This window comes from Mesorhizobium sp. M0195 (assembly GCF_040322115.1).
GTDB lineage: Bacteria > Pseudomonadota > Alphaproteobacteria > Rhizobiales > Rhizobiaceae > Mesorhizobium.
Window position 1 is genome coordinate 626538 of sequence record NZ_JAMYSV010000002.1, and the last position, 21860, is coordinate 648397.

Annotated in this window: 17 protein-coding genes; 14 read left to right on the forward strand and 3 right to left on the reverse strand. The window is 60.4% G+C overall.

The genetic code is table 11. The features are described from left to right. The first annotated feature begins 127 nt into the window (after positions 1–127). The 3 genes from NKJ12_RS07905 to NKJ12_RS07915 all read left to right on the forward strand — a co-directional run bounded on the left by NKJ12_RS07905 (position 128) and on the right by NKJ12_RS07915 (position 4425). Positions 128–2842: an ABC transporter transmembrane domain-containing protein gene (locus tag NKJ12_RS07905; protein ID WP_352645137.1), complete on the forward strand. Its 2715-nt coding sequence runs from the start codon at positions 128–130 to the stop codon at positions 2840–2842. 156 nt (positions 2843–2998) lie between these two features. After that, positions 2999–3448 carry a cyclic nucleotide-binding domain-containing protein gene (locus tag NKJ12_RS07910; protein ID WP_023675957.1) on the forward strand — a complete coding sequence of 150 codons (450 nt, stop codon included), beginning with the start codon at positions 2999–3001 and terminating at the stop codon, positions 3446–3448. Positions 3449–3570: 122 nt separating this feature from the next. After that, positions 3571–4425: an MBL fold metallo-hydrolase gene (locus NKJ12_RS07915; protein WP_352701987.1), complete on the forward strand. Its 855-nt coding sequence runs from the start codon at positions 3571–3573 to the stop codon at positions 4423–4425. A gap of 51 nt (positions 4426–4476) precedes the next feature. Here the strand turns inward: NKJ12_RS07915 and NKJ12_RS07920 are convergent, their stop codons facing one another. Then, positions 4477–5253 carry a polysaccharide deacetylase family protein gene (locus NKJ12_RS07920; protein WP_352701988.1) on the reverse strand — a complete coding sequence of 259 codons (777 nt, stop codon included), beginning with the start codon at positions 5251–5253 and terminating at the stop codon, positions 4477–4479. Beyond that, positions 5250–6338 (reverse strand): glycosyltransferase family 4 protein, encoded by a 1089-nt coding sequence (locus NKJ12_RS07925; RefSeq protein ID WP_352701990.1) that lies wholly within the window; start codon positions 6336–6338, stop codon positions 5250–5252. The genes NKJ12_RS07920 and NKJ12_RS07925 overlap by 4 nt, the downstream gene beginning before the upstream one ends. A 92-nt stretch (positions 6339–6430) precedes the next feature. On the opposite strand from NKJ12_RS07925, the gene NKJ12_RS07930 reads away from it, so the two are divergent. From NKJ12_RS07930 to NKJ12_RS07965, 8 genes are all read left to right on the forward strand, one after another. Then, complete coding sequence (locus NKJ12_RS07930; protein WP_352702092.1) at positions 6431–7591, forward strand: DUF3095 domain-containing protein; 1161 nt, start codon at positions 6431–6433, stop codon at positions 7589–7591. Positions 7592–7695: 104 nt separating this feature from the next. Further along, complete coding sequence (locus tag NKJ12_RS07935) at positions 7696–9039, forward strand: nucleotide sugar dehydrogenase (RefSeq protein ID WP_352506846.1); 1344 nt, start codon at positions 7696–7698, stop codon at positions 9037–9039. Positions 9040–9090: 51 nt separating this feature from the next. Further along, positions 9091–10431, forward strand: coding sequence for an adenylate/guanylate cyclase domain-containing protein (locus tag NKJ12_RS07940; RefSeq protein ID WP_352506847.1), 1341 nt, complete (start codon positions 9091–9093; stop codon positions 10429–10431). A 149-nt stretch (positions 10432–10580) separates the two neighbouring features. After that, on the forward strand, positions 10581–12476 hold the full coding sequence (locus NKJ12_RS07945; protein ID WP_352475783.1) for an ABC transporter ATP-binding protein: 1896 nt from the start codon (positions 10581–10583) through the stop codon (positions 12474–12476). Next, positions 12473–14371, forward strand: coding sequence for an ABC transporter substrate-binding protein (locus tag NKJ12_RS07950; RefSeq protein WP_352506848.1), 1899 nt, complete (start codon positions 12473–12475; stop codon positions 14369–14371). Before NKJ12_RS07945 ends, NKJ12_RS07950 begins: the two co-directional genes overlap by 4 nt. Before the next feature lie 2 nt (positions 14372–14373). Continuing rightward, on the forward strand, positions 14374–15372 hold the full coding sequence (locus tag NKJ12_RS07955; RefSeq protein WP_254818875.1) for an ABC transporter permease: 999 nt from the start codon (positions 14374–14376) through the stop codon (positions 15370–15372). Continuing rightward, positions 15369–16550, forward strand: a complete 1182-nt coding sequence (locus NKJ12_RS07960; protein ID WP_352701993.1) for an ABC transporter permease — start codon at positions 15369–15371, stop codon at positions 16548–16550. The genes NKJ12_RS07955 and NKJ12_RS07960 overlap by 4 nt, the downstream gene beginning before the upstream one ends. Positions 16551–16758: 208 nt before the next feature. Next, positions 16759–17238 (forward strand): class I SAM-dependent methyltransferase, encoded by a 480-nt coding sequence (locus NKJ12_RS07965; protein WP_352506849.1) that lies wholly within the window; start codon positions 16759–16761, stop codon positions 17236–17238. Between the two features lie 36 nt (positions 17239–17274). Here NKJ12_RS07965 and NKJ12_RS07970 read toward each other — a convergent pair whose 3' ends face one another. After that, positions 17275–18690: an adenylate/guanylate cyclase domain-containing protein gene (locus NKJ12_RS07970; RefSeq protein WP_352701995.1), complete on the reverse strand. Its 1416-nt coding sequence runs from the start codon at positions 18688–18690 to the stop codon at positions 17275–17277. Between the two features lie 198 nt (positions 18691–18888). Here NKJ12_RS07970 and NKJ12_RS07975 point away from each other — a divergent pair, with 198 nt between their 5' ends. The 3 genes from NKJ12_RS07975 (at position 18889) to NKJ12_RS07985 (ending at position 21820) form a co-directional block, all read left to right on the forward strand. After that, positions 18889–19713, forward strand: coding sequence for a hypothetical protein (locus NKJ12_RS07975; protein ID WP_352506851.1), 825 nt, complete (start codon positions 18889–18891; stop codon positions 19711–19713). Between the two features lie 73 nt (positions 19714–19786). Beyond that, positions 19787–20311 carry a GNAT family N-acetyltransferase gene (locus NKJ12_RS07980; RefSeq protein WP_302895874.1) on the forward strand — a complete coding sequence of 175 codons (525 nt, stop codon included), beginning with the start codon at positions 19787–19789 and terminating at the stop codon, positions 20309–20311. 123 nt (positions 20312–20434) lie between these two features. Continuing rightward, on the forward strand, positions 20435–21820 hold the full coding sequence (locus NKJ12_RS07985) for a hypothetical protein (protein WP_352506852.1): 1386 nt from the start codon (positions 20435–20437) through the stop codon (positions 21818–21820). Positions 21821–21860: the final 40 nt, after the last annotated feature.

A 21860-nucleotide genomic window follows, 5' to 3' on the forward strand; every position in this document is an offset into this window, starting at 1 on the left:
CAAAGCCCTACGAAAGCCGCGGACCGTTTGGCCAGCTCGTTGGCGATGAAGAAATTGCCGATACGCCATTCGCCAGCAGGTGCTTTTACATCCTGCACGCTTCCAACTGAAGGGTCCACAGTCGCATATGGAAGCCAGCCTAGCCCGCTATATCTGGACGCACACCAAGAAGCAGCAGCTCTGGATATTGATGATCGTCGTGCTTTCGATGATCCCATATTTCATGTCTTTCGACCTGCCGAAGCTGATCGTCAACGGACCGATCCAAGGTCGCGGCTTCGAGCAACCGGGCGCGACCCAGCCATTCATGAGGCTACACTATAACCTGCCGTTCATTGGAGAGGTCCAGTTCTTCTCCGGTTTTCAGCTCGACCGCGAGGAGACCCTGTTTGCCCTGAGCCTTGTGTTCCTCTTGCTAGTCGTCATCAACGGCCTGTTCAAATTCTACATCAACACCTACAAGGGCCGCCTCGGCGAACGCATGCTGCGGCGTATCCGCTTCGATCTGGTCGACCGTGTGCTGCGGTTTCCGCCGGTTTACTTCAAGCGGGTGAAATCCGCCGAAGTGGCGACCATGGTGAAGGACGAGGTGGAGCCGCTGGGCGGCTTCATCGGCGACGCCTTCCTGCAGCCGGTACTGCTCGGCGGCCAAGCGCTGACGGCCATGCTGTTCATCATGATCCAGAACGTCTGGCTCGGAATGATAGCGGTCGTGATCGTGGCGATCCAGATCGTGCTCATCCCGCGAATGCGGCGGCGGCTGATCGTGCTCGGGCGCCAACGGCAGTTGACGGCGCGCGCGCTTTCGGGCCGGGTTGGCGAAATCGTCGACGGCATCGGCGCGGTTCACGTCCACGATACATCAAACTACGAGCGCGCCGACATAGCTGCACGGCTCGGGCTCATCTTCAAGATCCGCTTCGATCTTTACCAATGGAAATTCATGGTAAAGTTCCTCAACAATTTTCTCGCGCAGCTCACGCCCTTTCTGTTCTACATGATCGGCGGGTATCTGGTCCTCCAGGGGCGGCTGGACGTCGGCCAGCTCGTGGCCGTGATCGGCGCCTACAAGGACCTGCCCGGACCGATGAAGGAACTGATCGACTGGGATCAGGATCGGCAGGATGTCCAGGTCAAATATCAACAGGTCGTTGAACAGTTCACCGTCGAAGGTCTCATCGCGCCGAGTATCATGGCATTGACGATCGACGATCCCGATCCGATGACCAAACCGCTGTCGGCGATCAATCTGTCCATAGCAGACGATGGCGGTGCGATGCTCCTCAACCGTATCTCCCTCCAGGTCAAGCCGGGTGAGACGGTGGCACTGGTCAGTACCGCAACAGGTGGAGCGGAGGCGCTTGCAGAAGCCTTCGCGCGGCTGATCTGGCCGGACAGCGGAAAGGTCGCTTCGGGCACCGACGACCTGCTTGAACTCCCGGAAGCAGTAACCGGCCGGCGCATATCGTACGCCTCGTCGGATGTTTTCCTGTTCCAGGCAAGCCTCCGCGACAACCTGCTCTACGGGTTGAAGCATGCGCCGCTGACATCGGTGCCTTATGACGGTGCTGCGGCAGATCAGCACCGCTGGAACATTCACGAGGCGCGCCGGTCGGGCAATCCGGATCTTGATATCCACGGCGACTGGATCAACTATGCTTCCGCTGGCGCTACCGGCCCGCACGACCTCTTTGAAGCCGTGCGCCGGGTGCTCGACGCGGTTGTTCTGTCGCGTGACATTCTGGATCTTGGCTTACGCTCTTCAGCTGACCTCAAGCGTCACACGGAGCTTGCCAGGCGGATCGTTGAACTGCGTGCGGCGCTGCGGACCCGGCTGGAACAAGAGGGGCTGAGCGGGCTGGTGGTTCCTTTCGAACCGGGCGCCTACAACAAGGAAGCAACGATCGGCCAAAACCTGCTCTTCGGCGCTGCCGCCGGCCCCGAACTGGCCGACAGGGCGCTGGCGGCCAATCCCTATTTTGCTTCCGTGCTGAGGCAAGCCGGCCTCGACCGCACGCTCTACGAAATGGGCTTGGAGATCGCCAAACAGGCGATAGAGTTGTTTGCCGACCTGCCGCCCGATCACCAGTTCTTCCAGCAGCTCGCCTTCATGAGCGCGGAGGAGATACCCGCCTACGAAACCTTGCTGCAACGGCTCAAGAACCGTCCCTACGAGGCGGTTTCGGAGAACGATCGCGCCATGATCGTCACCTTGAGCTTTGCCTACATCGAGCCCCGGCACCGCTTCGGCCTGCTGAGCGACGAGCTGATGAGCAAGATCGTCGCTGCACGCAACCGGTTCTATGAAGACCTGCCGCCCGAGTTGCACAATGCGATCGAACGGTATGATCCTGCCAAATACATTGCCGCGGCCACGGTCATGGATAATGTCCTGTTCGGGCGTGTGGGCAACAATCATCCCGACGCGCCCGACCGCATACGCTCCATCGTCTATGACATTCTTGACGAACTCGGGCTTTATGGCGAACTTCTGGATGTCGGCCTGGACTTCAACGTCGGCTCCGGCGGGAGGCGGCTGACCGGTGGACAGCGACAGAAGCTCGATGTTGCCCGGGCCTTGCTCAAGCGTCCCGATTTTCTCATTCTCAACCGGCCGCTGTCGGCGCTCGACCAGCGCATGCAGGATAAGGTGCTGCGAAACGTGCTCGAGGAAGCCAGGCGCGACGGCCATTCGCCGGCAATTGTGTGGGTCGTGACGAATCCGGCAATGGCGATGATGTTCGATCGCGTTGTCGTCTTCGACTCGGGTCAATTGGCGGAAGACGGAACACACGAGACACTCTTGGCGGGGAACGGTATCTTCAAGGAACTGTTGTCATAGAGCAACGGACATTCAGATGGATCATTCTGCCGGTGCACGACATCGGGCTCGCCACCTTTCCGTGGGTTTGCCTCGCCATCCCGGAAAGAGAATTGATTCCATCTGGGCGTCCCTTGCTCTAGTCTGGCAAACGCGAATTTTGGAAGGTTTGCGACAATGCTGCTCAAGGATGAAGTTGGAATGCTGCAACGCGTTCCCTTGTTCTCTGCCATCGAGCCGACAAAGCTCAAGCTGCTTGCGTTCACATCCGATCGTGTGAGCTACAGCGCGGGCCAGATCCTTTTCAGGCAGGGCGACGAGGGAGACGCCGCCTATGTCATCCTTTCAGGCAGAGCGGATATTCTTGTCGATTCCGATAGCGGACCGATAAAAGTTGCCGAACTGGAGCCAAATTCGATCGTTGGCGAGATCGCCATATTGTGCAACAGCTCCCGCACTGCCACCGTCAGAGCGGCAAGTCCGCTGGAAGCCTTGAGAATCCGCAAGGATCATTTCCTGAGGCTTATGAGGGAGTTCCCGGAAATGACCATCGAGATATTGCGGGTTCTTGCCGATCGCCTAAGCCATACGACCGCGGATCTGATCGACGCACGAAGCGCCAAATAACGAAGGACGGGCGCCCGATCCTCGCCGTCGTGACGGCACTGTCCTCTCGCTGAGAAGATCACCCGGAGAAAGCCTGTCTCGCCTAGCAGCAGTTGTTTGGATATGATGGGCGAAGGGGTAGCATGGACGACAACGTTTTCCTGGTCGGGTTTTGGGGTGTCCGCGGCAGCATTTCGGTATCAGGGCCAGAATTCTCTCGCTATGGCGGCAACTCAATCTGCGTCGAAATGCGATGCGGTAAGCATACGCTTCTGTTCGACGCAGGCTCTGGCCTACGGCCTGCCGGCGCGGCACTTCAGGCGTTGGGCGTGACCGATTTCGACCTGCTTTTCACCCATTGCCATTACGATCACATCATCGGGTTGCCGTCTTTTGCGCCGATCTATGATCGGGGCGCCAAGGTTACGCTTTGGTCCGGGCATCTTGCAGGACACATGACGACCCGGCAGATGGTCGATGAGTTCATGCAGCCGCCGTGGTTTCCGGTGAAACTGGAAGCCTGCAAGGCAAGCCTCGACTATCGCGATTTCGTATCCGGAGACGTGCTTCGCCCGCGCGAAGGGGTGGTGGTCCGAACCGGCAGTCTTATCCATCCGGGCGGCTGCATAGGCTACCGGGTCGAATGGGGCGGCCGCGTCGTGGCGATGATCACAGACACTGAGCACGAGCCGGACAAACTCGATCAGGCGGTGCTCGGCCTGATCGAAGATGCCGACCTCGTCATTTACGATTGCACCTACACCGAGGAGGAAATGGAACGCCGCCGCGGTTACGGGCACTCGACATGGCAAGAGGGTGTCAAGCTCTGTGAGGCGGCCGGTGCGCGCAGGCTTGCCCTGTTTCACCACGATCCGACACGGACCGACGAGGAACTGGACGAGATCGAGAAACTGGCCAAAGACAGGTTTACCGGCGCTTTTGCCGCGCGGGATGGCCAGACGCTCAAATTTCCAGTCTCATTGCGCAAAAAGCGCTGAGCTGTTTTCCTCTATCTCTTTGTTTTGACGCAATTCCGGACGGAAAACCATTCACACTTTTCCTGGAATTGCTTTACCGGCGCTGCGCCCGATCAATGTCCTGACCGGAAGCCATACGCAGGCTTCAGTCTGTGCGGTGACTGTGAACAGCCGTTCGAGGAAGAGCCAGGCCGATTCATCATGCACGAGATGGTGGGTGAGCAGGCCGACCGGTTCGCCTCCATCGAATGCATGCTGCAACTGCGCGATGATGGCCCGAACCAATAGGCCATGATCGCGGCAGCCGCGCGTGCCATGCCAATCCATGATGTCGACATTGCTGTTGATGACCGCAAGTGAAGCCGGTCTTGGCGGCCCATAGACCGACAATGCCGAAAATCCTATCGATCCAAGGTCGGATACCAAGCCGGCGTCGATCCTGTTCCAGGGTGGCACCAGCATCGGAACGGCACGTGCGCCGTGCAGGCCGGTTATGTGCGACAGCCCGCGAGCCAGATCATCGAGCACCGCCTCGCGTGGCCGATGCGCGCCGAGCTCCTGCTTCTTCTGGCCCTCCGGAGCATGATTTCGGTGCGCCCAGCCGTGGATGGCGACCGTGGCATGCGGCGCCTCGTCAAGCCGAACGACAAGCTTCTCGTCAGTCAGGGCGGGAATGACGGCCAGAGTCACCGGAACCGCGAATTCACCGGTGAGGTCGAGCAACCGATCAAGCGCAGGCGTCGGATCCACGGCGTCATCGTCGCGCAGCCAGAACTCCGCCTTACGGTCCGCCCGTTGCCGGCTCGCCAGTTCCTCCATCAAGGGTTGCCAGATTTGATCGGATGTCATGAGACCGGGATCTTCGCAAGAAGTTCGGCCAGACGCGCCGCCGCAGCACCGAGAGAACGTTCTTCGAGGATGAAACGTCTGGCTTCTGCGGCCATGATGGATCTTTCGTCGTTATGGGCCAGAAGCCTGTCAATGGCAGAAGCGAACGCCGCCACATCGCCCGGCGGGGTGAGAAACCCGGCCTGGCCATCCCGCACGACCTCCGGCACGCCGGCGACGTCCTGAGCCACAACCGGAAGGCCGGCGGCCTGTGCTTCAAGATAGGCAACGCCATAGGCCTCGCCGAAACCCGGCCAGACGTAAATTCCCCCACTGTAGAGGACATCCGGCACGGCGGCTGGCTCAAGCGCGCCAAGCCATTCGATACGCTCGGCGGGCAAGCCGGCGAATTGCGCTTTGATCTCCTCGCGGGCAGGTCCGTCCCCGACGACCGATATGGTCCAGGGCAGATGACCGATCGAACCGAGCGCCTGCGCCAGCATGCGATAGCTTTCGACTTTGTCGCCCGGGCGCATCATGGCGACGGTAACGAGGCGCGTTGGACAACCCCGTGCCGGTGTTTCCCGGAATAGCGATGTGTCGATGAAGGGCGAAAGCATGCCGAAAGAGGCTTCGGGTATCGCATCTGCCAGTCCCTGACGATCCCTTTGCGTGAAGCAGATGTTCAGTGCCGCCTGTTCGACGGCTCGCGCCACCAACGCTTGCGTATCGGTCCACAAACCGGTGTTGCGCCGCCTCGAATAGGAGGCTTCCGCTGTCACATAGGGAACACCAAAGGCCAACGCCAGTTCGGGCCCGATCAGGTCGGGCGCCTTGTAATAGGGATGATAGGTGAACCACAGATTGGGCTTGCCGTCACGATCCCAAAGCCCTGCCAGCCGCGCGGCTTCCTCCCGGGCCTCGATCTTGAGCGCATCGAAACTTTTCGAATCCGGTTCGCGTAGATAGAAGCGCAATTCGGATGCCAGTTCGACGCTGTGCCCTCCATGCTCCAGCGCCTTGACCAGCATCCGTGCCATTTGACGGTCGCCGGAGGCAACGGGATGATTGGGCGACTTCAGCGGCGCGTAGAAGGCAATTCGCATCGCCGGACCCTATCATCGGAAAGCCTGCGCAAGTCAATTTCGAAGCATGATCGACTTCACCCTCAAGCACTGGAATGCGCTATCTGATGCTCATGGAAACAGCTGCCGCTGCCGATCCGTTTGTTGCTTCTCTGCCGGTCTTCGCAAAATTCGAAAGCGTTGCCGATATCGATAACTATCGGCCTCTCCCCGATGGCTGGGCGCTTGCTACCGCAGACATCGTCGGCTCGACCAAGGCGATCGCGGCGGGGCGCTATAAAACCGTCAATATGGCCGGTGCCAGCGTCATTTCGGCGCTGCTCAATGCGCTGGGTAGGCAAGATCTTCCCTTTGTCTTCGGCGGCGACGGCGCGCTCGTGGCGTTTCCCGGCTCGGCGCTGGAGATCACCCGCAACGCGCTGGCGGCTGTCCAGAGATGGGTGGCGGACGAGCTGGATCTGAGCTTGCGTGCCGCAATCGTGCCGATAAAGGATATAAGAGCGCAAGGCCTCGACGTTCGCGTGGCGAGGTTCCAGGCCTCCGATGCAGTCTTCTATGCCATGTTCGCCGGAGGTGGCGGCAGTTGGGCGGAAGCCGAGATGAAAGCGGGGCGCTACCGCATCGATCCTGCGCCGGCCGGCGCGCGGCCGGATCTGACCGGCCTCTCCTGCCGCTGGAACCCAATCGAAGCCCGGCATGGCGAAATTGTCTCGATCATAGCCATACCGGGGGCGTCGCGCGACTTGCGCGGTTTTCAGTTTCTGGTTTCCGACATCATCGCCCTTGCCGGCAGGCAGGAACGCGATGGCCACCCGGTGCCAGTGAACGGGCCGGACTACAGTGTGCTGCCCGCCGGCCTCGATATCGAGGCGCGGGCCATGGCGCCGGCAGGACGGCGGTGGCTGTCGAAGCTGTGGATAGTGTTCCTGATGACGCTTACGGCTGTTACGGATAGATATGGCTGGACGATCGGCAGATTCGATCCGAAGATCTACAAACGCGAAGTGGCCAGCAATTCGGATTTCCGGAAGTTCGACGATGGCTTGAAGATGACCATCGACGTTGACGCGGATGTGTTGCAACGGATCGAGAACCGGCTGAAACAGGCGGAAGAGGCGGGCATCTGCAACTATGGCCTGCACCGCCAGAAATCGGCCTTGATGACATGCCTCGTCGCATCGCCGCTGCAGCGCGATCACGTTCATTTCATTGATGGCGCCGCCGGCGGCTATGCGATGGCTGCCGCAAGCCTTAAGGCGAAGGTGCCGGTCTGACGGCTTGCGGACATCGATTTTCCGCAATATGCCTCGGGGCTCTTGTGAGCGGTGAGCCTCACCATGGAAGCGGACGGCCTGTCCGAATTGACGGGAAGCAGATTTTGGACGCCTCACGATCGACATATGACCGTCTTCTGAACCGGATTTCGACGCGTGCCGCGCAAGTCGGCGTGATCGGACTGGGCTATGTCGGGTTGCCGCTGGCGGTTGCGATCGCACGCGCCGGCTTCCCGGTTTCCGGCTTCGACATCGAACCCCAAAAGGTCGAGAGCCTGAACAACGGCCAATCCTACATCGAGGCGGTGACGTCGCCAGCCCTTGCCGGCCAGGTGGCGAGCGGACGGTTCCGCGCCACTGCGGATTTTGCCGAACTGGCCGTCTGCGATGTCATCATCATCTGCGTTCCGACACCACTGACGAAACACCGCGAGCCGGATCTCTCCTTTGTCAGGAACACGGCAGGCACCATCGCGAAGCATCTGCGTCTCGGCCAGCTGATCGTGCTGGAATCGACCACCTATCCCGGCACCACCGACGACGTGATCAAGCCCATCCTGGAAAAAACCGGCTTGCGGTCGAGGATAGATTTCTTCCTCGGCTTCTCGCCCGAACGCGAGGATCCCGGCAACCGCAGCTTTGAAGTCGCGACGATCCCCAAGGTCGTGGCAGGTGACGGCACTGAAGCGGCGATGCTCGTGCAGGCTTTCTACCATGGCGTGGTCAAGACCGTCGTTCCGGTTTCCACCACGGCAACCGCCGAGGCGGTCAAGCTGACGGAAAACATCTTCCGCTCGGTCAACATAGCCCTCGTCAACGAGTTGAAGGTCGTGCTCGGTGCGATGGGAATCGACATCTGGGAGGTGATCGAGGCGGCAAAGACCAAGCCGTTCGGCTATATGCCTTTCTATCCTGGCCCTGGACTTGGCGGGCACTGCGTTCCGATCGATCCTTTCTACCTGACGTGGAAGGCGCGCGAATACGAACTGCCGACCCGCTTCATCGAGCTGGCGGCAGAGATCAACACGGCCATGCCGCGTCATGTGGTCGATGAACTGGCGAAGGCGCTGGACCGGCGCTGCGGCAAGGCGCTCAGCCGCTCGCGCATTCTCATCATCGGGCTCGCCTATAAGAAGAATGTGCCCGACATCCGCGAAAGCCCCTCATTGCGGCTCATTGAACTCATCGAGGAATGGGGCGGCAAGGCGGAATTCCACGATCCGCATGTTACCGAAATCCCGACCACACGGGAGCATATGGCGATCAAGGGGCGTCGCTCGGTCGAATTGACCGAGGTGGCCCTGAAGGATTTCGACGCTGTCGTCGTTGCAACCGACCACGACGCGATCGACTATCAGGCGATCGCGGATCACGCTCTACTGATCGTCGACACACGCAATATTTTTGGCCGCCTCGGGCTAGCCCGAGAGACGGTGGTGAAGGCCTGACGGCGTCCGAGCCGGCGAATTTGTGGCGGATCAAGGAGATTTCGAGATAGCATGAGCACAGCGCAAGCAGAAATTTCTGCCATTCTCATGGATAAGGTTGCCGATTGGCTGACGCAATCGGCGTTGGCGGGCGACGATCTGGAAACATTGGTAAGGGGCTTTTGTGAACGGCTGGCTGCTGCCGGCCTGCCGCTGAAGCGGGTGCATTTGAGCTTTTCGATGCTTCATCCGCTTTATGACGCGCTCGGCTTCACCTGGCTCCGGGGCCAGGGCCTGGAAGTGGAAGGCTTCCGCAAGGAGAACGGCGTTCACTCCGACAGATTCCTGACCAGCCCATACTACCATCTGCTCAGCCACAAGCTCGACCATCTGCGGCGCCGGCTCGACCCGTCGGTGCCGTCGGAATTTCCTGTTTTCGATGACCTCAAGCTGATGGGCGTCACCGATTACATGGCTTTCGTCCATCCCTTCAGCGGCAACACCAGTCAGGGCATGATCGGGTCTTGGTCCACCGACAGTGCCGCAGGCTTCAGCGACAGCATGATTGCGGCGCTGCTGCGCATCCAGAACCATCTCGCTATCGCAACCAAGATGGCGGTGCTCACCAAGCTTGCCGACAACATGATGACCACTTATCTCGGCGGCGACGCCGGCAGGCGCGTGCTCGACGGCCAGATCAAGCGCGGCGAGGGTGATACAATCCGGGCGGCGCTGGTCATGGGCGACATGCGCGGGTCGTCAAGACTTGCCGAAACCTCCGGCCGCGAAGTCTATATCGATACGCTGAACCAGTTTTTCGACGCCGCTGCTGCGCCTTTCAATCGTAAGGGCGGGCAGATCATGAGTTTCATAGGGGATGGCTTCATTGCAGTTTACCCTTGCGCAAGGCACCGTTCACAGTCCGAGATCGCCTGCCAGGCCGCTCTTGCAGCAGCGCACAAGGCCACCGCGCGCATGATGGATCTCAATCTGCGCAGAAAGCAGCAGGGATTGAGCGACATAAACTATGGTATCGGCCTGCATGTCGGCAATGTGATGTTCGGAAATGTCGGGCTTACCGACCGGCTCACATTCTCCGTCTTCGGCTCGGCTGTAAACGAGGTCCAGCGCCTCCAGACCCTGACCAAGAAATATCCGCACAGCGTTCTCGCCAGCAAAGACTTCGCCAGCTATTGCGGCGCCAACAACTGGCTGGCGCTCGGCATGGAGGAACTGGCGGGCATCAGGCAGAAGCTAACGGTGCTTTCACCCGATTTGTCGGGTGCTCTCTCGCTCGACGAAGACGGTGCGCTGGAGCCGATTTACGACCGAATATCGGACGCCGAGCAGGTCATGCTGCTTCATCGCAATGCCGCGCGGCCGTCCGCGGGCGACCCGAGGAAGCTCCAGTAACCGCCACGATCCGATCCGAACGCGTTTGGTACGCACTCCGATCGCCGGTTCCGCCAGGGAACTGGCGACTGTTCGAATCCAAGTTGCTCTAGGCTGGCAATGCGCTAGTCTCGCCTTCTGGAGCGGCCAGAGTGGGGGCTGGTGTGAGAATGAATTTGGGCGTTGATCTGCTGCGGATCGAGGATGTTGGCATCTCTTTTGCCATTATAGGGGGACCGTTGCATGCCGTCAGGCGTGCGAATCTTCGCGTCTTGCCCGGCAAGGTTACCGCGCTTGTGGGCGAGTCCGGTTCCGGAAAATCGGTTCTCAGCCAGGCAGTGATGGGCATTTTGCCGAACACAGCCCATGTTCGCGGCCGTATCCTGTTTTCCGATCCTGAAAAGCCCGGCACGACGCAGGATATCCTGCAGATGCCGCGTGACGGACCCGAAATCCGGGCGTTGAGAGGCAGCCGCATCGGCAAAATATTTCAGGAGCCGATGACATCACTGTCGCCGCTGCATACGATCGGCAATCAGGTCAGCGAATCCCTGCAGATTCATACGCCCACGGCTCGGGTGGAGCGCAAGGCGCGGACCGAGGAAATGCTCGGACTTGTCGGCTTTCCCAACCCCAAGCGCGCCTATGACATGTATCCCTTTGAACTTTCGGGAGGATTGCGTCAACGCGCCATGATCGCCATGGCGCTTATCTGCCGGCCCGCCCTGTTGATCGCCGACGAGCCGACAACGGCGTTGGACGTCACCATCCAGGCGCAAATCCTGCAATTGCTGCGCGAGCTTCAGACGAAGCTGAACATGGCGATGCTGCTGATCACGCACGACCTTGGCGTAGTCGCCAATGTCGCCGACGAGGTGGTGGTCATGTACCATGGCGAGATCATGGAAGCGGGACCTGTGGAGGCGATATTCCGCCGGCCGGGCCACCCTTACCTGAAGGGCCTGATGGCAGCCGTTCCGCATTTCGACCTGAAGCCCGGCGAAAGGCTAAAAGCGCTCCGCGAGGTGCCGGTGAATGTCGGGAACCTGCTCGGCAAGCAGACGGCGCCAGCATCGAAGGGGCCGGACGACCTCCTGCTGTCGGTCAGGGATATGACAAAGACCTTCACGATCCGCAAGTCCGGATGGTTCGGCGGAGGTCATCAAACCTCTGTTCGCGCCGTGGACGGCGTGAGCTTTGATATCAGGCGGGGCGAGTGCCTGGGTCTTGTCGGCGAAAGCGGCTCCGGCAAAACCACCGTCAGCAAGGTCCTCATGCGGGCTGTCACCCCTAGCGGCGGCTCTGTGATCTTCAACGGCCGCGATGGTCCGATCGACGTCTTGAAAGCCGAGGGAGACGCTCTGCGCATGCTGCGCGCGAAAATCCAGATGGTCTTCCAGGATCCGGTTTCGTCGCTTTCACCTCGCATGACGGTGGAGAACATTTTGAGCGAGCCGCTGGAAATCCATCAACGTGGCAATGCCGCGTCCCGACTCGCCACGGTCAAGAACCTGATGCAGGCAATCGGACTCGACCCGCGCTTCATAAAGCGTTATCCGCACAGTTTCTCCGGCGGACAGCGTCAGCGTATCGGCATCGCGCGCGCGTTGGCACTGGGGCCTGAACTCCTGATCTGCGACGAGCCAGTTTCGGCACTCGATGTCTCTGTCCAGGCGCAGATCCTGAATCTTCTGAAGGACCTGCAGAAGGAACTGGGCCTGACCTACCTGTTCATATCCCACAACCTGGCGGTGGTGGACTACATGGCCGACCGCATCGCGGTGATGTGCGGCGGGCGTATCGTCGAGCTAGCGCCGCGCGAAATTCTGCTTAGGAAACCGGTCCACCCCTACACGCGCTCACTGGTCGCCGCAGTCCCTTTCCCCGATCTCGACAGGCCGATGGATTTCAAGACTCTGAAGCTCAGCGGCGCTTCCGACACCAGCGCATGGGGACCGCAATTCCGTGACGAGGGCGACGAGGACATGCTGTCGCCGCTCGACCTTGGCGGCGGCCACCTCGTGCTGGCGCGACGTTCGGCCGATGTCAGCGAGCTACGCCATTGATCAGCCGGCGCACCGTCCTTGGACTCATGGCTTCGGCATTTCTGCCGGGCACGTTGCGCGCCGGCGACCTGGAGCCGGAATTTCTTCAGCCGCAGATGAAGGCCAGGGCGCTGCCGGCCCTGGCCGAACGCCTGCCCAAGCGTCCGCGCGCGTTGAATCTCGCTGCGATGGGCCGGCAGCCCGGCCAATATGGCGGCACGCTGCGCACGATCATCGGCAGCCAGAAAGATATCCGGATGATGACGATCTACGGGTATGCTCGCCTGGTCGGCTATGACGAAAAGCTTAACCTGCAAGCCGACATTCTCGAAAGTTTCGATGTAGCGGATGATCGTGTCTTCACTTTCAAGATACGAGAAGGACATAAATGGTCTGACGGTAGCCTGCTGACGTCGGAGGATTTTCGCTATTGCTGGGAAGATGTCTGGCTGAACGATGAGCTTTCGCAAGGCGGGCTCGCCCCGGCCCTGCTGGCGGATGGCAAGCCGCCACGCTTCGAGATCGTCGATCCGTTGACGGTCCGCTACAGTTGGGATGCGCCCAATCCCGACTTCCTGCCCAAGCTCGCCGCTGCTTCGCCCCTATCGCTTGTTCTGCCGGCCGCCTATCTCAAGCAGTTCCACAAGAAATACCAGGATCCATTCCGGCTCGCCGGCCTAATGAAGGAGAACCGGGCCAAGAAATGGACGCTCTTGCATATCCGCATGTCGCGGCAATATCGCCCGGAGAACCCGGAACTGCCGACGCTCGATCCCTGGCAGAACCGGACCAAGCCGCCGGCTGAGCAGTTCGTCTTCGAGCGGAACCCGTTCTTTCATCGAATAGACGAGAATGGCCGGCAACTGCCCTATGTCGACCGGATAGTCATGAACGTCAGCTCGTCGGCGATCATTTCCGCCAAGACCGGTGCGGGCGAGAGCGACCTGCAAGGCATGGGAATTGACTTCACCGATTACGCCTTCCTGAAGGATGCGGAGAAGCGCTACCCAGTGAAGATGCATCTCTGGAAACGCACACAAGGTTCGCGGCTGGCGCTGCTGCCCAATCTGAATTGTGCCGACCAGGTGTGGCGCGGCCTTTTTCGTGACGTGCGCGTGCGCCGCGCACTTTCGCTCGCTGTGGACAGGCGCGAGATCAATTTGGCCGTGTTCTACGGATTGGCGCAGGAAAGTGCCGATACGGTCCTGCCGGAGAGCCCGCTCTACCGGCCGGAATTCGCGAAAGCCTGGGTCGCCCATGATCCCGACCAGGCTAATGCCCTGCTCGACGAGGTCGGGCTTCAGGCGCGTGACGATGACGGCCTGCGGATACTTCCCGACGGACGCCCGGCGCAGCTCGTAGTGGAAACTGCCGGCGAAAGCACGCTGGAAACCGACGCGCTCGAGCTCATCACTGATCACTGGCGCAAGATCGGCATCGCTCTGTTCATCCGGACTTCGCAGCGCGACATCTTCCGCAGCCGCGCGCTTGGTGGCCAGATCATGATGTCGATGTGGTCGGGCATCGACAATGGCGTGCCGACCGCCGACATGAACCCCTACCAACTGGCCCCCACCGTCGACGACCAGCTGCAATGGCCGCTCTGGGGTGCTCACTACTTGTCCCGTGGCAAGGTCGGCGAAGCGCCCGATCTTCCGCCCGTGGTCGAGTTGATGGATTTACTCAAGCGCTGGAACGCATCGACTGAAGCCACGGAGCGCGCCGAGATCTGGAATTCAATGCTGTCGATCTATACCGATCAGGTGTTTTCGATCGGCACGGTGAACGGAACGCATCAGCCGGTTCTGGCATCCTCGCGGCTGCGCAATCTGCCCGACAAGGCGCTTTACGGCTACGACCCGACCGCCTATTTCGGTGTCTATATGCCGGATACATTCTGGCTTGGAGAGTCCTGAGCGTGCTTCGATATTTGGTCTGGCGCATCGCCGTGATGGTTCCAACGCTGCTGGTCATATCGGCACTGGTGTTCACGATCATCGAACTTCCCCCAGGCGACTATTTCGACAGCTATGTTGCCGAGCTTCGGGCTCAGGGCGAAGCGGTGGATTCCGATCGCATCGAGATGATGCGCAAGGAATATGGTTTCGATAAGCCACCGGTCATTCGCTACTTCTACTGGGTCGGCGGGATGCTGCACGGCGATTTCGGCTATTCCTTCGAATATGAGCTGCCGGTTCGCGACGTCGTGGGGGACCGAATGTGGCTGACGGTGCTGGTTTCCTTCGTCACGATCATCTTCACCTGGCTCATTGCCTTTCCGATCGGCATGTACTCCGCCACGCATCAATACAGCTGGGGCGACTACGGCCTGACTTTCTTCGGCCTTCTCGGCCTTGCGATTCCGAACTTCATGCTGGCGCTGATCCTGATGTATTTCGCCAACATCTGGTTCGGCACGTCCATCGGCCATCTCATGGACCAGCAATATCTCGGCGAGCCGATGAGCTGGGCCAAGGCGAAGTCGATCCTCGCCCATCTCTGGATTCCGGTCTTGATCATCGGCACCGGGGGCACGGCAAGCATGATCCGGCGGCTGCGCGCCAATCTGCTCGATGAATTGCATAAGCAATATGTCGTGACCGCGCGCGCCAAAGGCCTTCATCCCTTCAGGGCGCTGGTCAAATATCCGCTGCGCATGGCGCTCAATTTCTTCATTTCGGATATCGGCTCTATCCTGCCGGCCATCATCTCCGGTGCCGAAATCACGGCGATCGTGCTGTCTTTGGAAACGACCGGGCCGATGCTGATCAAGGCGCTGCAAAGCCAGGACATGTATCTCGCAGGGTCGTTCCTGATGTTCCTCGCCTTCCTGACGGTCATCGGCGTCCTGATTTCCGACCTAGCGCTGGCGCTACTTGATCCGCGAATTCGTTTGCAAGGCGGCAGCACCAAATGAACACGCAATCGCCGCTGCCCGCTCCGGGTGCCCCACTGCAACACTACGTTTCCATCGAGCCCTTTGACCTGCAGTCGGTCGAGGCGATGACGCCGGAGCAGGAGAAGGTCTTTCAGGCGTCGCAGCTGCGGCTGATCTGGTGGAAATTCCGCCGGCACCGGCTTGCCCTTGTATCCGGCATATTCCTGGCAACGCTTTATTTCGGGATACTGATCTGCGAGTTCCTGGCGCCCTACGATCTGCACACGCGCAACATGGACTACATCTATTCGCCGCCGCAGCGGGTGCACCTGTTCCACAACGGCCAGTTCGTCGGGCCGTTCGTCTATGGCCGCCAGATGACGCTGGATATGGACACGCTCAAGCGAAACTACATCGAGCAACAGGATGATGTTCAGCGGATCCGTTTCTTCTGCAAGGGCGACAAGTACCGGTTCTGGGGCCTGATCGAAGGTGACAGGCATTTTGTCTGCCCCGCCGAAAACGGCCAGCTCTTTCTGGCCGGCACTGACAGGCTGGGGCGCGATGTGCTCTCGCGCATCATCTATGGCGCACGCATTTCACTGACAATAGGCCTCGTCGGCATCAGTTTCAGCTTCCTGCTCGGCATTGTCATCGGCGGACTGGCCGGCTATCACGGCGGTATCTTCGATCTGATCGTTCAACGGATAATCGAAGTTCTGCAATCGATCCCCAGTATTCCGCTATGGCTGGCTCTGGCGGCGATCATGCCGATAACCTGGAGTCCGATCCTGATCTATTTCGGCATCACCGTCATCCTCGGGCTGCTCGACTGGACCGGACTGGCGCGGGCCGTGCGTTCGAAGCTTCTAGCCTTGCGCGAGGAGGATTACGTTCTGGCCGCGCAATTGATGGGCGCCAGAAGCAGCCGCATTATCCGCCGACACCTCATTCCCGGGTTTATGTCGCATCTGATCGCGACGGCAACGATCTCCATACCCGGCATGATCCTGGGCGAGACGGCGCTGAGCTTCCTCGGGCTCGGCCTGAGGGCGCCGATAACCAGCTGGGGCATCCTGCTCACCGAGGCGCGCAGCGTCAGCGTGATCGCGTTCTATCCATGGCTGCTTTTGCCGATGCTCCCCGTCGTTCTCGTCATCTTGGCGTTCAACTTCCTCGGCGACGGGTTGCGGGACGCCGCGGACCCCTACAAGTGACATCGCTATTCCACCGCGCGCCGCGCCGCCGACTCCACCCGGTATGATCCTTGTCGGCAGCCTGTTCGCTTGTTGCAGTGTTCATCGTTCGCCTCTACACGCGGCAAGACTCGATCGGGGTTTAACACGTCGCCTCTGGTTTCAGCCGCGAAACGCTCTGGTCGGGGGCAGTTGATTTCGTGGACTTGTTCAGGAGATACAATCGCGCATGAGTCGCCTCGACAGTTTCATCCGGAGGATGACCGCACAGCGCGACATACTCGATCATGTCTGCGCCGAGGTGGCGAAGATAGAGGGCCCCGTGCTCGAGCTCGGCCTCGGTAATGGCCGGACGTTCCACCATCTGCGCGAGCGCCTGCCCGGACGCCGGATCATAGCGTTCGACCGCGCACTTGCCGCACACGCCAGCTCAATTCCCGAAGCTGAAAACCTCGTGCTCGGCGAAATACGCGAGACGGCGAGCAGGTTCATTGGCATCGACGCCGCCCTTGTTCATGCCGACATCGGCACCGGCTATGAAGATCGCGATGCAGTGATCTCTACCTGGCTTCCCGATCTGACCGCGCGCCTACTTCGCGTCGGCGGCATCGCGGTCAGCGGCACGCCGCTCGATCACCCGCAGTTGCAACGCCTCCCGCCGCCACCTTCGGTTCCCGCCGATCGTTATTTTATCTGTAGGCGAGTGTGAGGGGCCGGGACGAGCCAAATCTTCAGGGCCAAGCCTTCAGGGGATCGTGTATACTGCTATCTCCCGGTCAATGCCGCGCAGCGAGACCTCGTGGGGCACGGGCGTCAGCGCGTTCCTGTGTAAGAGATTGGCGGTGAGATTGTCGTCGACCACCGATCGAGTGGCGAAGATCGCCTGTGCGTTGGCAAGGTTCTGGACCCGCGAAGCAATGTTGACCGTCTGGCCGAAATAGTCCTGTCGCTCATTCATAGACACGGCGATGCAAGGGCCGGCATGGACTCCGATCTTGAGCAGCAGATCCTCGCGCCCGCTCTTGTCGTTGAGCGTACGCATGGCATCGCGCATCCTGAGGGCTGCAGCAATCGCACGATCGGGCGTCGCGAAGGTCGCCATCACCGCATCACCGATCGTCTTCACCACCGCGCCTGCCTCCGCCGTGACGATCTCGTGCAGAACCTGGAAATGCTCGCGCACGAGATCGAAGGCTGAAAGGTCGCCCACCCGCTCGTAAAGCTCGGTCGATCCGCGCAGGTCGGTGAACAGGAACGTCAGGCTGGTGATCTTCAGGCGCTGGTTGATGTCGAGTGTATCCGTGCGATAGAGATCGCGGAACGTCTGGTTGGTGAGCAGGCGCTTGGCGGTCAGGAAGGGCCGGCGTTTTCCCAGGAAATCATGCAATGCCTGGCCGGCGATGAAGACCGTCGGCAGCACGCGGGTGTCGGTCCGGTTTTCCAGCGAAATGCGCAACGGGCCGGGTTGCATCTCCAGCGTCTGGTTCTGAACATGGTCGCGGTCGAAGGCCAAAGAGAGGCTTCGGCGCTCCTTTGTTGGTTCGCCCTTCCCGTCGATGAACTGCGCCGAGTGGGTGACCGGCTCGAAGACGATGATGAATTCGGACGGAAGCTGTATGGGCAGAACCGCCTTTTCACCGGGCGCAAGCTCGATATCCTCCAGCGAGAACGCTTCCATCTTTTCCGCGAAATGCTCTTCCGGCAGATCGACGCCGGACGCCCAGTAGATCTGGCGGAAATATTCCGCCACCGGCAGTTCGTGTGGATTGTGGGCGGCAATCCTGCGCACGCGGGGACTGACGGTGAATGTCACCTCGACCATCTCGTCGAGGGTCGGTGAATAGCCCTCGGAGCACAGCGCGCAGGTGTATTCGTCCTTTTGCAGGGTTTTCAGCGTGGCGTTGGTGTCGAGCACGCCGCCACAGCCGGGGCACAGAACATTCCAGGAAATGTCGAAGATGCCCACCCGCGCGGCATGGAGAAAGGCGCCTATTGCGCGCTCCTCGTCGAGGCCATGCTTGCTGGCGAAGGCTGGCGCATTGATGCGGCAAAGTTCGCGGTCCTCGCCCTCCGCGATGGTTCGCTTGATCGCGTCGATCGCCTGTGGATCGACATCGGCCGATTGTCGCAGAAGTGAGAACAGATCCTGAGCTTCGTTCATCGTGCAGGCTCCGGAAAATGCACCCCGTGGCGTTTTGACCGGACCGGTCTTTGGTCCGAATGCTCCATCTTACTTCGAAACGAACCGTGCGGCCATTCGAATGGATAAGCCTGGTGACCGTTCACTTAGGCCGATTTTAACCGGCCGCAAGCAGCATTATGATGGTCCATGGAGCCTTCATCTTTGGGATTTTCTCCCATGCCGACATCCGACAATCCGCCATTTCCCGCGACCCTGCGCCTTTTCTCTGCGGTCGTCATCATCGTCCTGATCGTAGGCGCCGGCCTGTTTTTCGTGCCTGTTCTGGTCAAACCGGGCTGGCCTTGGGCCGTCACGCCGTTCAATGCGCGCTTTCTCGGCGGCTTCTACACCGCCGAAATGGTCGTGATGGCGGCGCTGCTGGTCTGGAATCGCTGGTCGCCCGGCAGGCTCGTGCTCGTCATGGCCTTCATCTTCACCTTCATCGTGTCGGTGGCTTCGTTCATCAATCTCGGCTATTTCAACTTCGAGCGCAAAGCGCCCTGGCTGTGGTTTTTGGTCTATCTTGCTTCGGTCGCGGTATCCGGGCTGTTCCTGTGGCGGGCCAGAGCCCGTCCTTCTGCGAAAGGCGTGACCTTAAATCCCGCATGGCGCGGCTACATGCCGGTGGAATCCGCGATCCTTGGGCTCTATGGCGTCGGCCTGTTGCTGTTTCCCCTGACATTCAGTGGCATCTGGCCATGGCCGATCGATGCCTTCCACGCTCAGGTCTACAGCGCAATCTTCCTCGCCGGTGCGGGCGGTATATATCTCGTCTGGAGAAGCGCGCCGCGCGAGGAACTGCTGGTGCTCGGGTTGGCACAGTTTCTGGTTGGCCTGCTTGCCATCCTCGGCGTCGTCATCACCGACGCTGCGGTGCACCGGATCGACTGGACGGCGATCGGGACATTGTGCTGGCTCACGCTTTTCGGCTGGATCGGCATCAGCGGCGTCTTCAAACTCTACGCCGCCTCCCGGTATTTCAGCTCGCAATCGGCATCATAGGTTGAGAGACGGCTGGATTTTCAGGTGGCGTCCGGTGCATCGTACCGGTCCGATTGCCTTCGCCGGGAACGCCATGACCAGCACGACGTCGCCACCCTCCGAGAAAAGCCAGCCGCTGCTCCGGTCCGTCCGGCCAAGCGATGCGGAGGCGCTTTGCGCTATTTTCAACATGCCGGGCTTCCGCCAGGGCACGCTCAGGATGCCTTTCGAGATGGTGGAGCAGGTGGCGCGGCGCATCGCCAAGTCCGGCCCGGAAACCACCTGGATCGTTGCCGAGCTGGACGGCAAGGTCGTCGGCCATGGCAGCCTGGTCGTGCAGGGTTCACCGCGCCGTTCGCACATCGGCGAGATCAATATCGGCCTTGACGATGCCTTTGTTGGCAAAGGTATCGGCTCTGCCATACTTGGCGCGCTGCTTGACGTGGCCGACAACTGGCGCGCCCTGAAGCGAGTCGAATTGACCGTCTATGCCGACAACGAACCGGCCCTCCGTCTCTACAAGAGCCACGGCTTTGAGATCGAAGGCCGGCATGTGAAGGCCGGCTTTACCGACGGGCAGTACCACGACCTCCTGAGCATGGCCCGGCTGCGGTTCTAAGATCCGCTGTTTGCCTTGGCTGTTTAGCCAATCTGACAATTTGTGCCGAGTCAGCGAACAGGGCTGCATCCAGCAAGTCTGGTCTCGCTTGGCGTTTACACCGCAAGCGGCTAGACGGGACCAATGACCGCCGTCTTTGATCCAACCCCTACCCCTCCGCTGGAAATTCTGGCTGTGCTGTCGCTGCTCTGCCCGGAGGTCGTGCGCGACATCGAGCAGAACTGGAATGCACCGGTTTCCGATTACGCCCGCCATCTGTGGCGGCCGGTGGCAAGGCCTGCATCGGGCCCGGCGATCGCTGCCCGCTCGATCCTGCGCGAAGTCCTGCATCAGCGCCTCGATAGGATCATGCGGCCTGAGGAGATCGGCAAAGCCCTCGACGAGTTCGAGCACAGACCGGTGATTCAGTCCGGCCTGCACTGCCTGCTTCTGATGGACCGGATCACCTTCGATGCCCTCCTGCTTGCCTGGCTCGGCGCGGTCGAAAACGGGCTGTCGGCCTTCGTCGGCTTCATGGGAACGACGATGACCATGGAGACAGTTGGCCGGGAGGGGCCGGGATGGCTCGATGTCGGCGACGACAAGGTCAACCTGTTCGGCATGGGGCGCCACAAACTGTGCCGCAAAAGCGCCTGCGTGGCCGGTCCCGTCTCCCTCAACAAGCGCGCGCTCGAAGCGGTGGGCGATGAAACGGATGCCAGCCGCTGGCTGGGCACACTGCTTGCCAGCCAGGACAAGGTGTTTGAAACCGCCGCCGATGCGCTGACTGCCCTGAACCACGATCTGGTCGCCAATTGGGATCGTGCCGGCATGGCCCTGCCGGTTTTCATCGATGATCGGGCCGCCGCGGCTGCCATGGCGCGGCATCTGGAATATGACGGCGGCCTTCTTTCCAGACTGCTCATTGAACCCGCAAGACGCCAGCGTCTCGAACGTGCCTGGCAAGAGGCCGCATCGAGCCCATTTGGCAGATTCCTGCCCAATGCCACGGACTATTTCTGGGGCATTCGCGAGGAGCGCGTGCGCAAACTCGTTCTCGAGAACGGGCACCTGATCGAGCCCGACAGGCCGCAAGGTCTTTCCATCCCGTTCGAGCGGCCGTATCTCAGGCAGGCGCTGCTGGACGGCGTGCTGCTGCCGAACTTGTTCCTGACGTTCCTCGTCCTTGCCATATTGCCGCGCGCGCGGGTCGTGGGGGGCCTGAGACAGATTGGCTATGTAGCGCTTTTCCACTCGATCCTTCTGGCCGCGCTAGACGAAAACGCGCCGGAAGAGCGCGATCTGGCTGCGGAGCTGCAGGTTCGGGAAAATGCCTGGGGCATGCGGGTCATCGATGAAAAGATCTCAGTCCGCGAGCAGCTTGCCGGCCTGCCGGAAGGAGCGCTCTTCCCGGACCTGCTCCGGCAATACCGATTGCGGACATTTGCCGAGACGACCGACGACCTAAAACTGGTTCGCGAAAACGCCAGATGGCGCAAGATCGGCCAGGCAGAGATCAAGCCGACCTGAGCCTAAGTCACAACCGCAAGCTGACAGCGAGCCAGCCGTT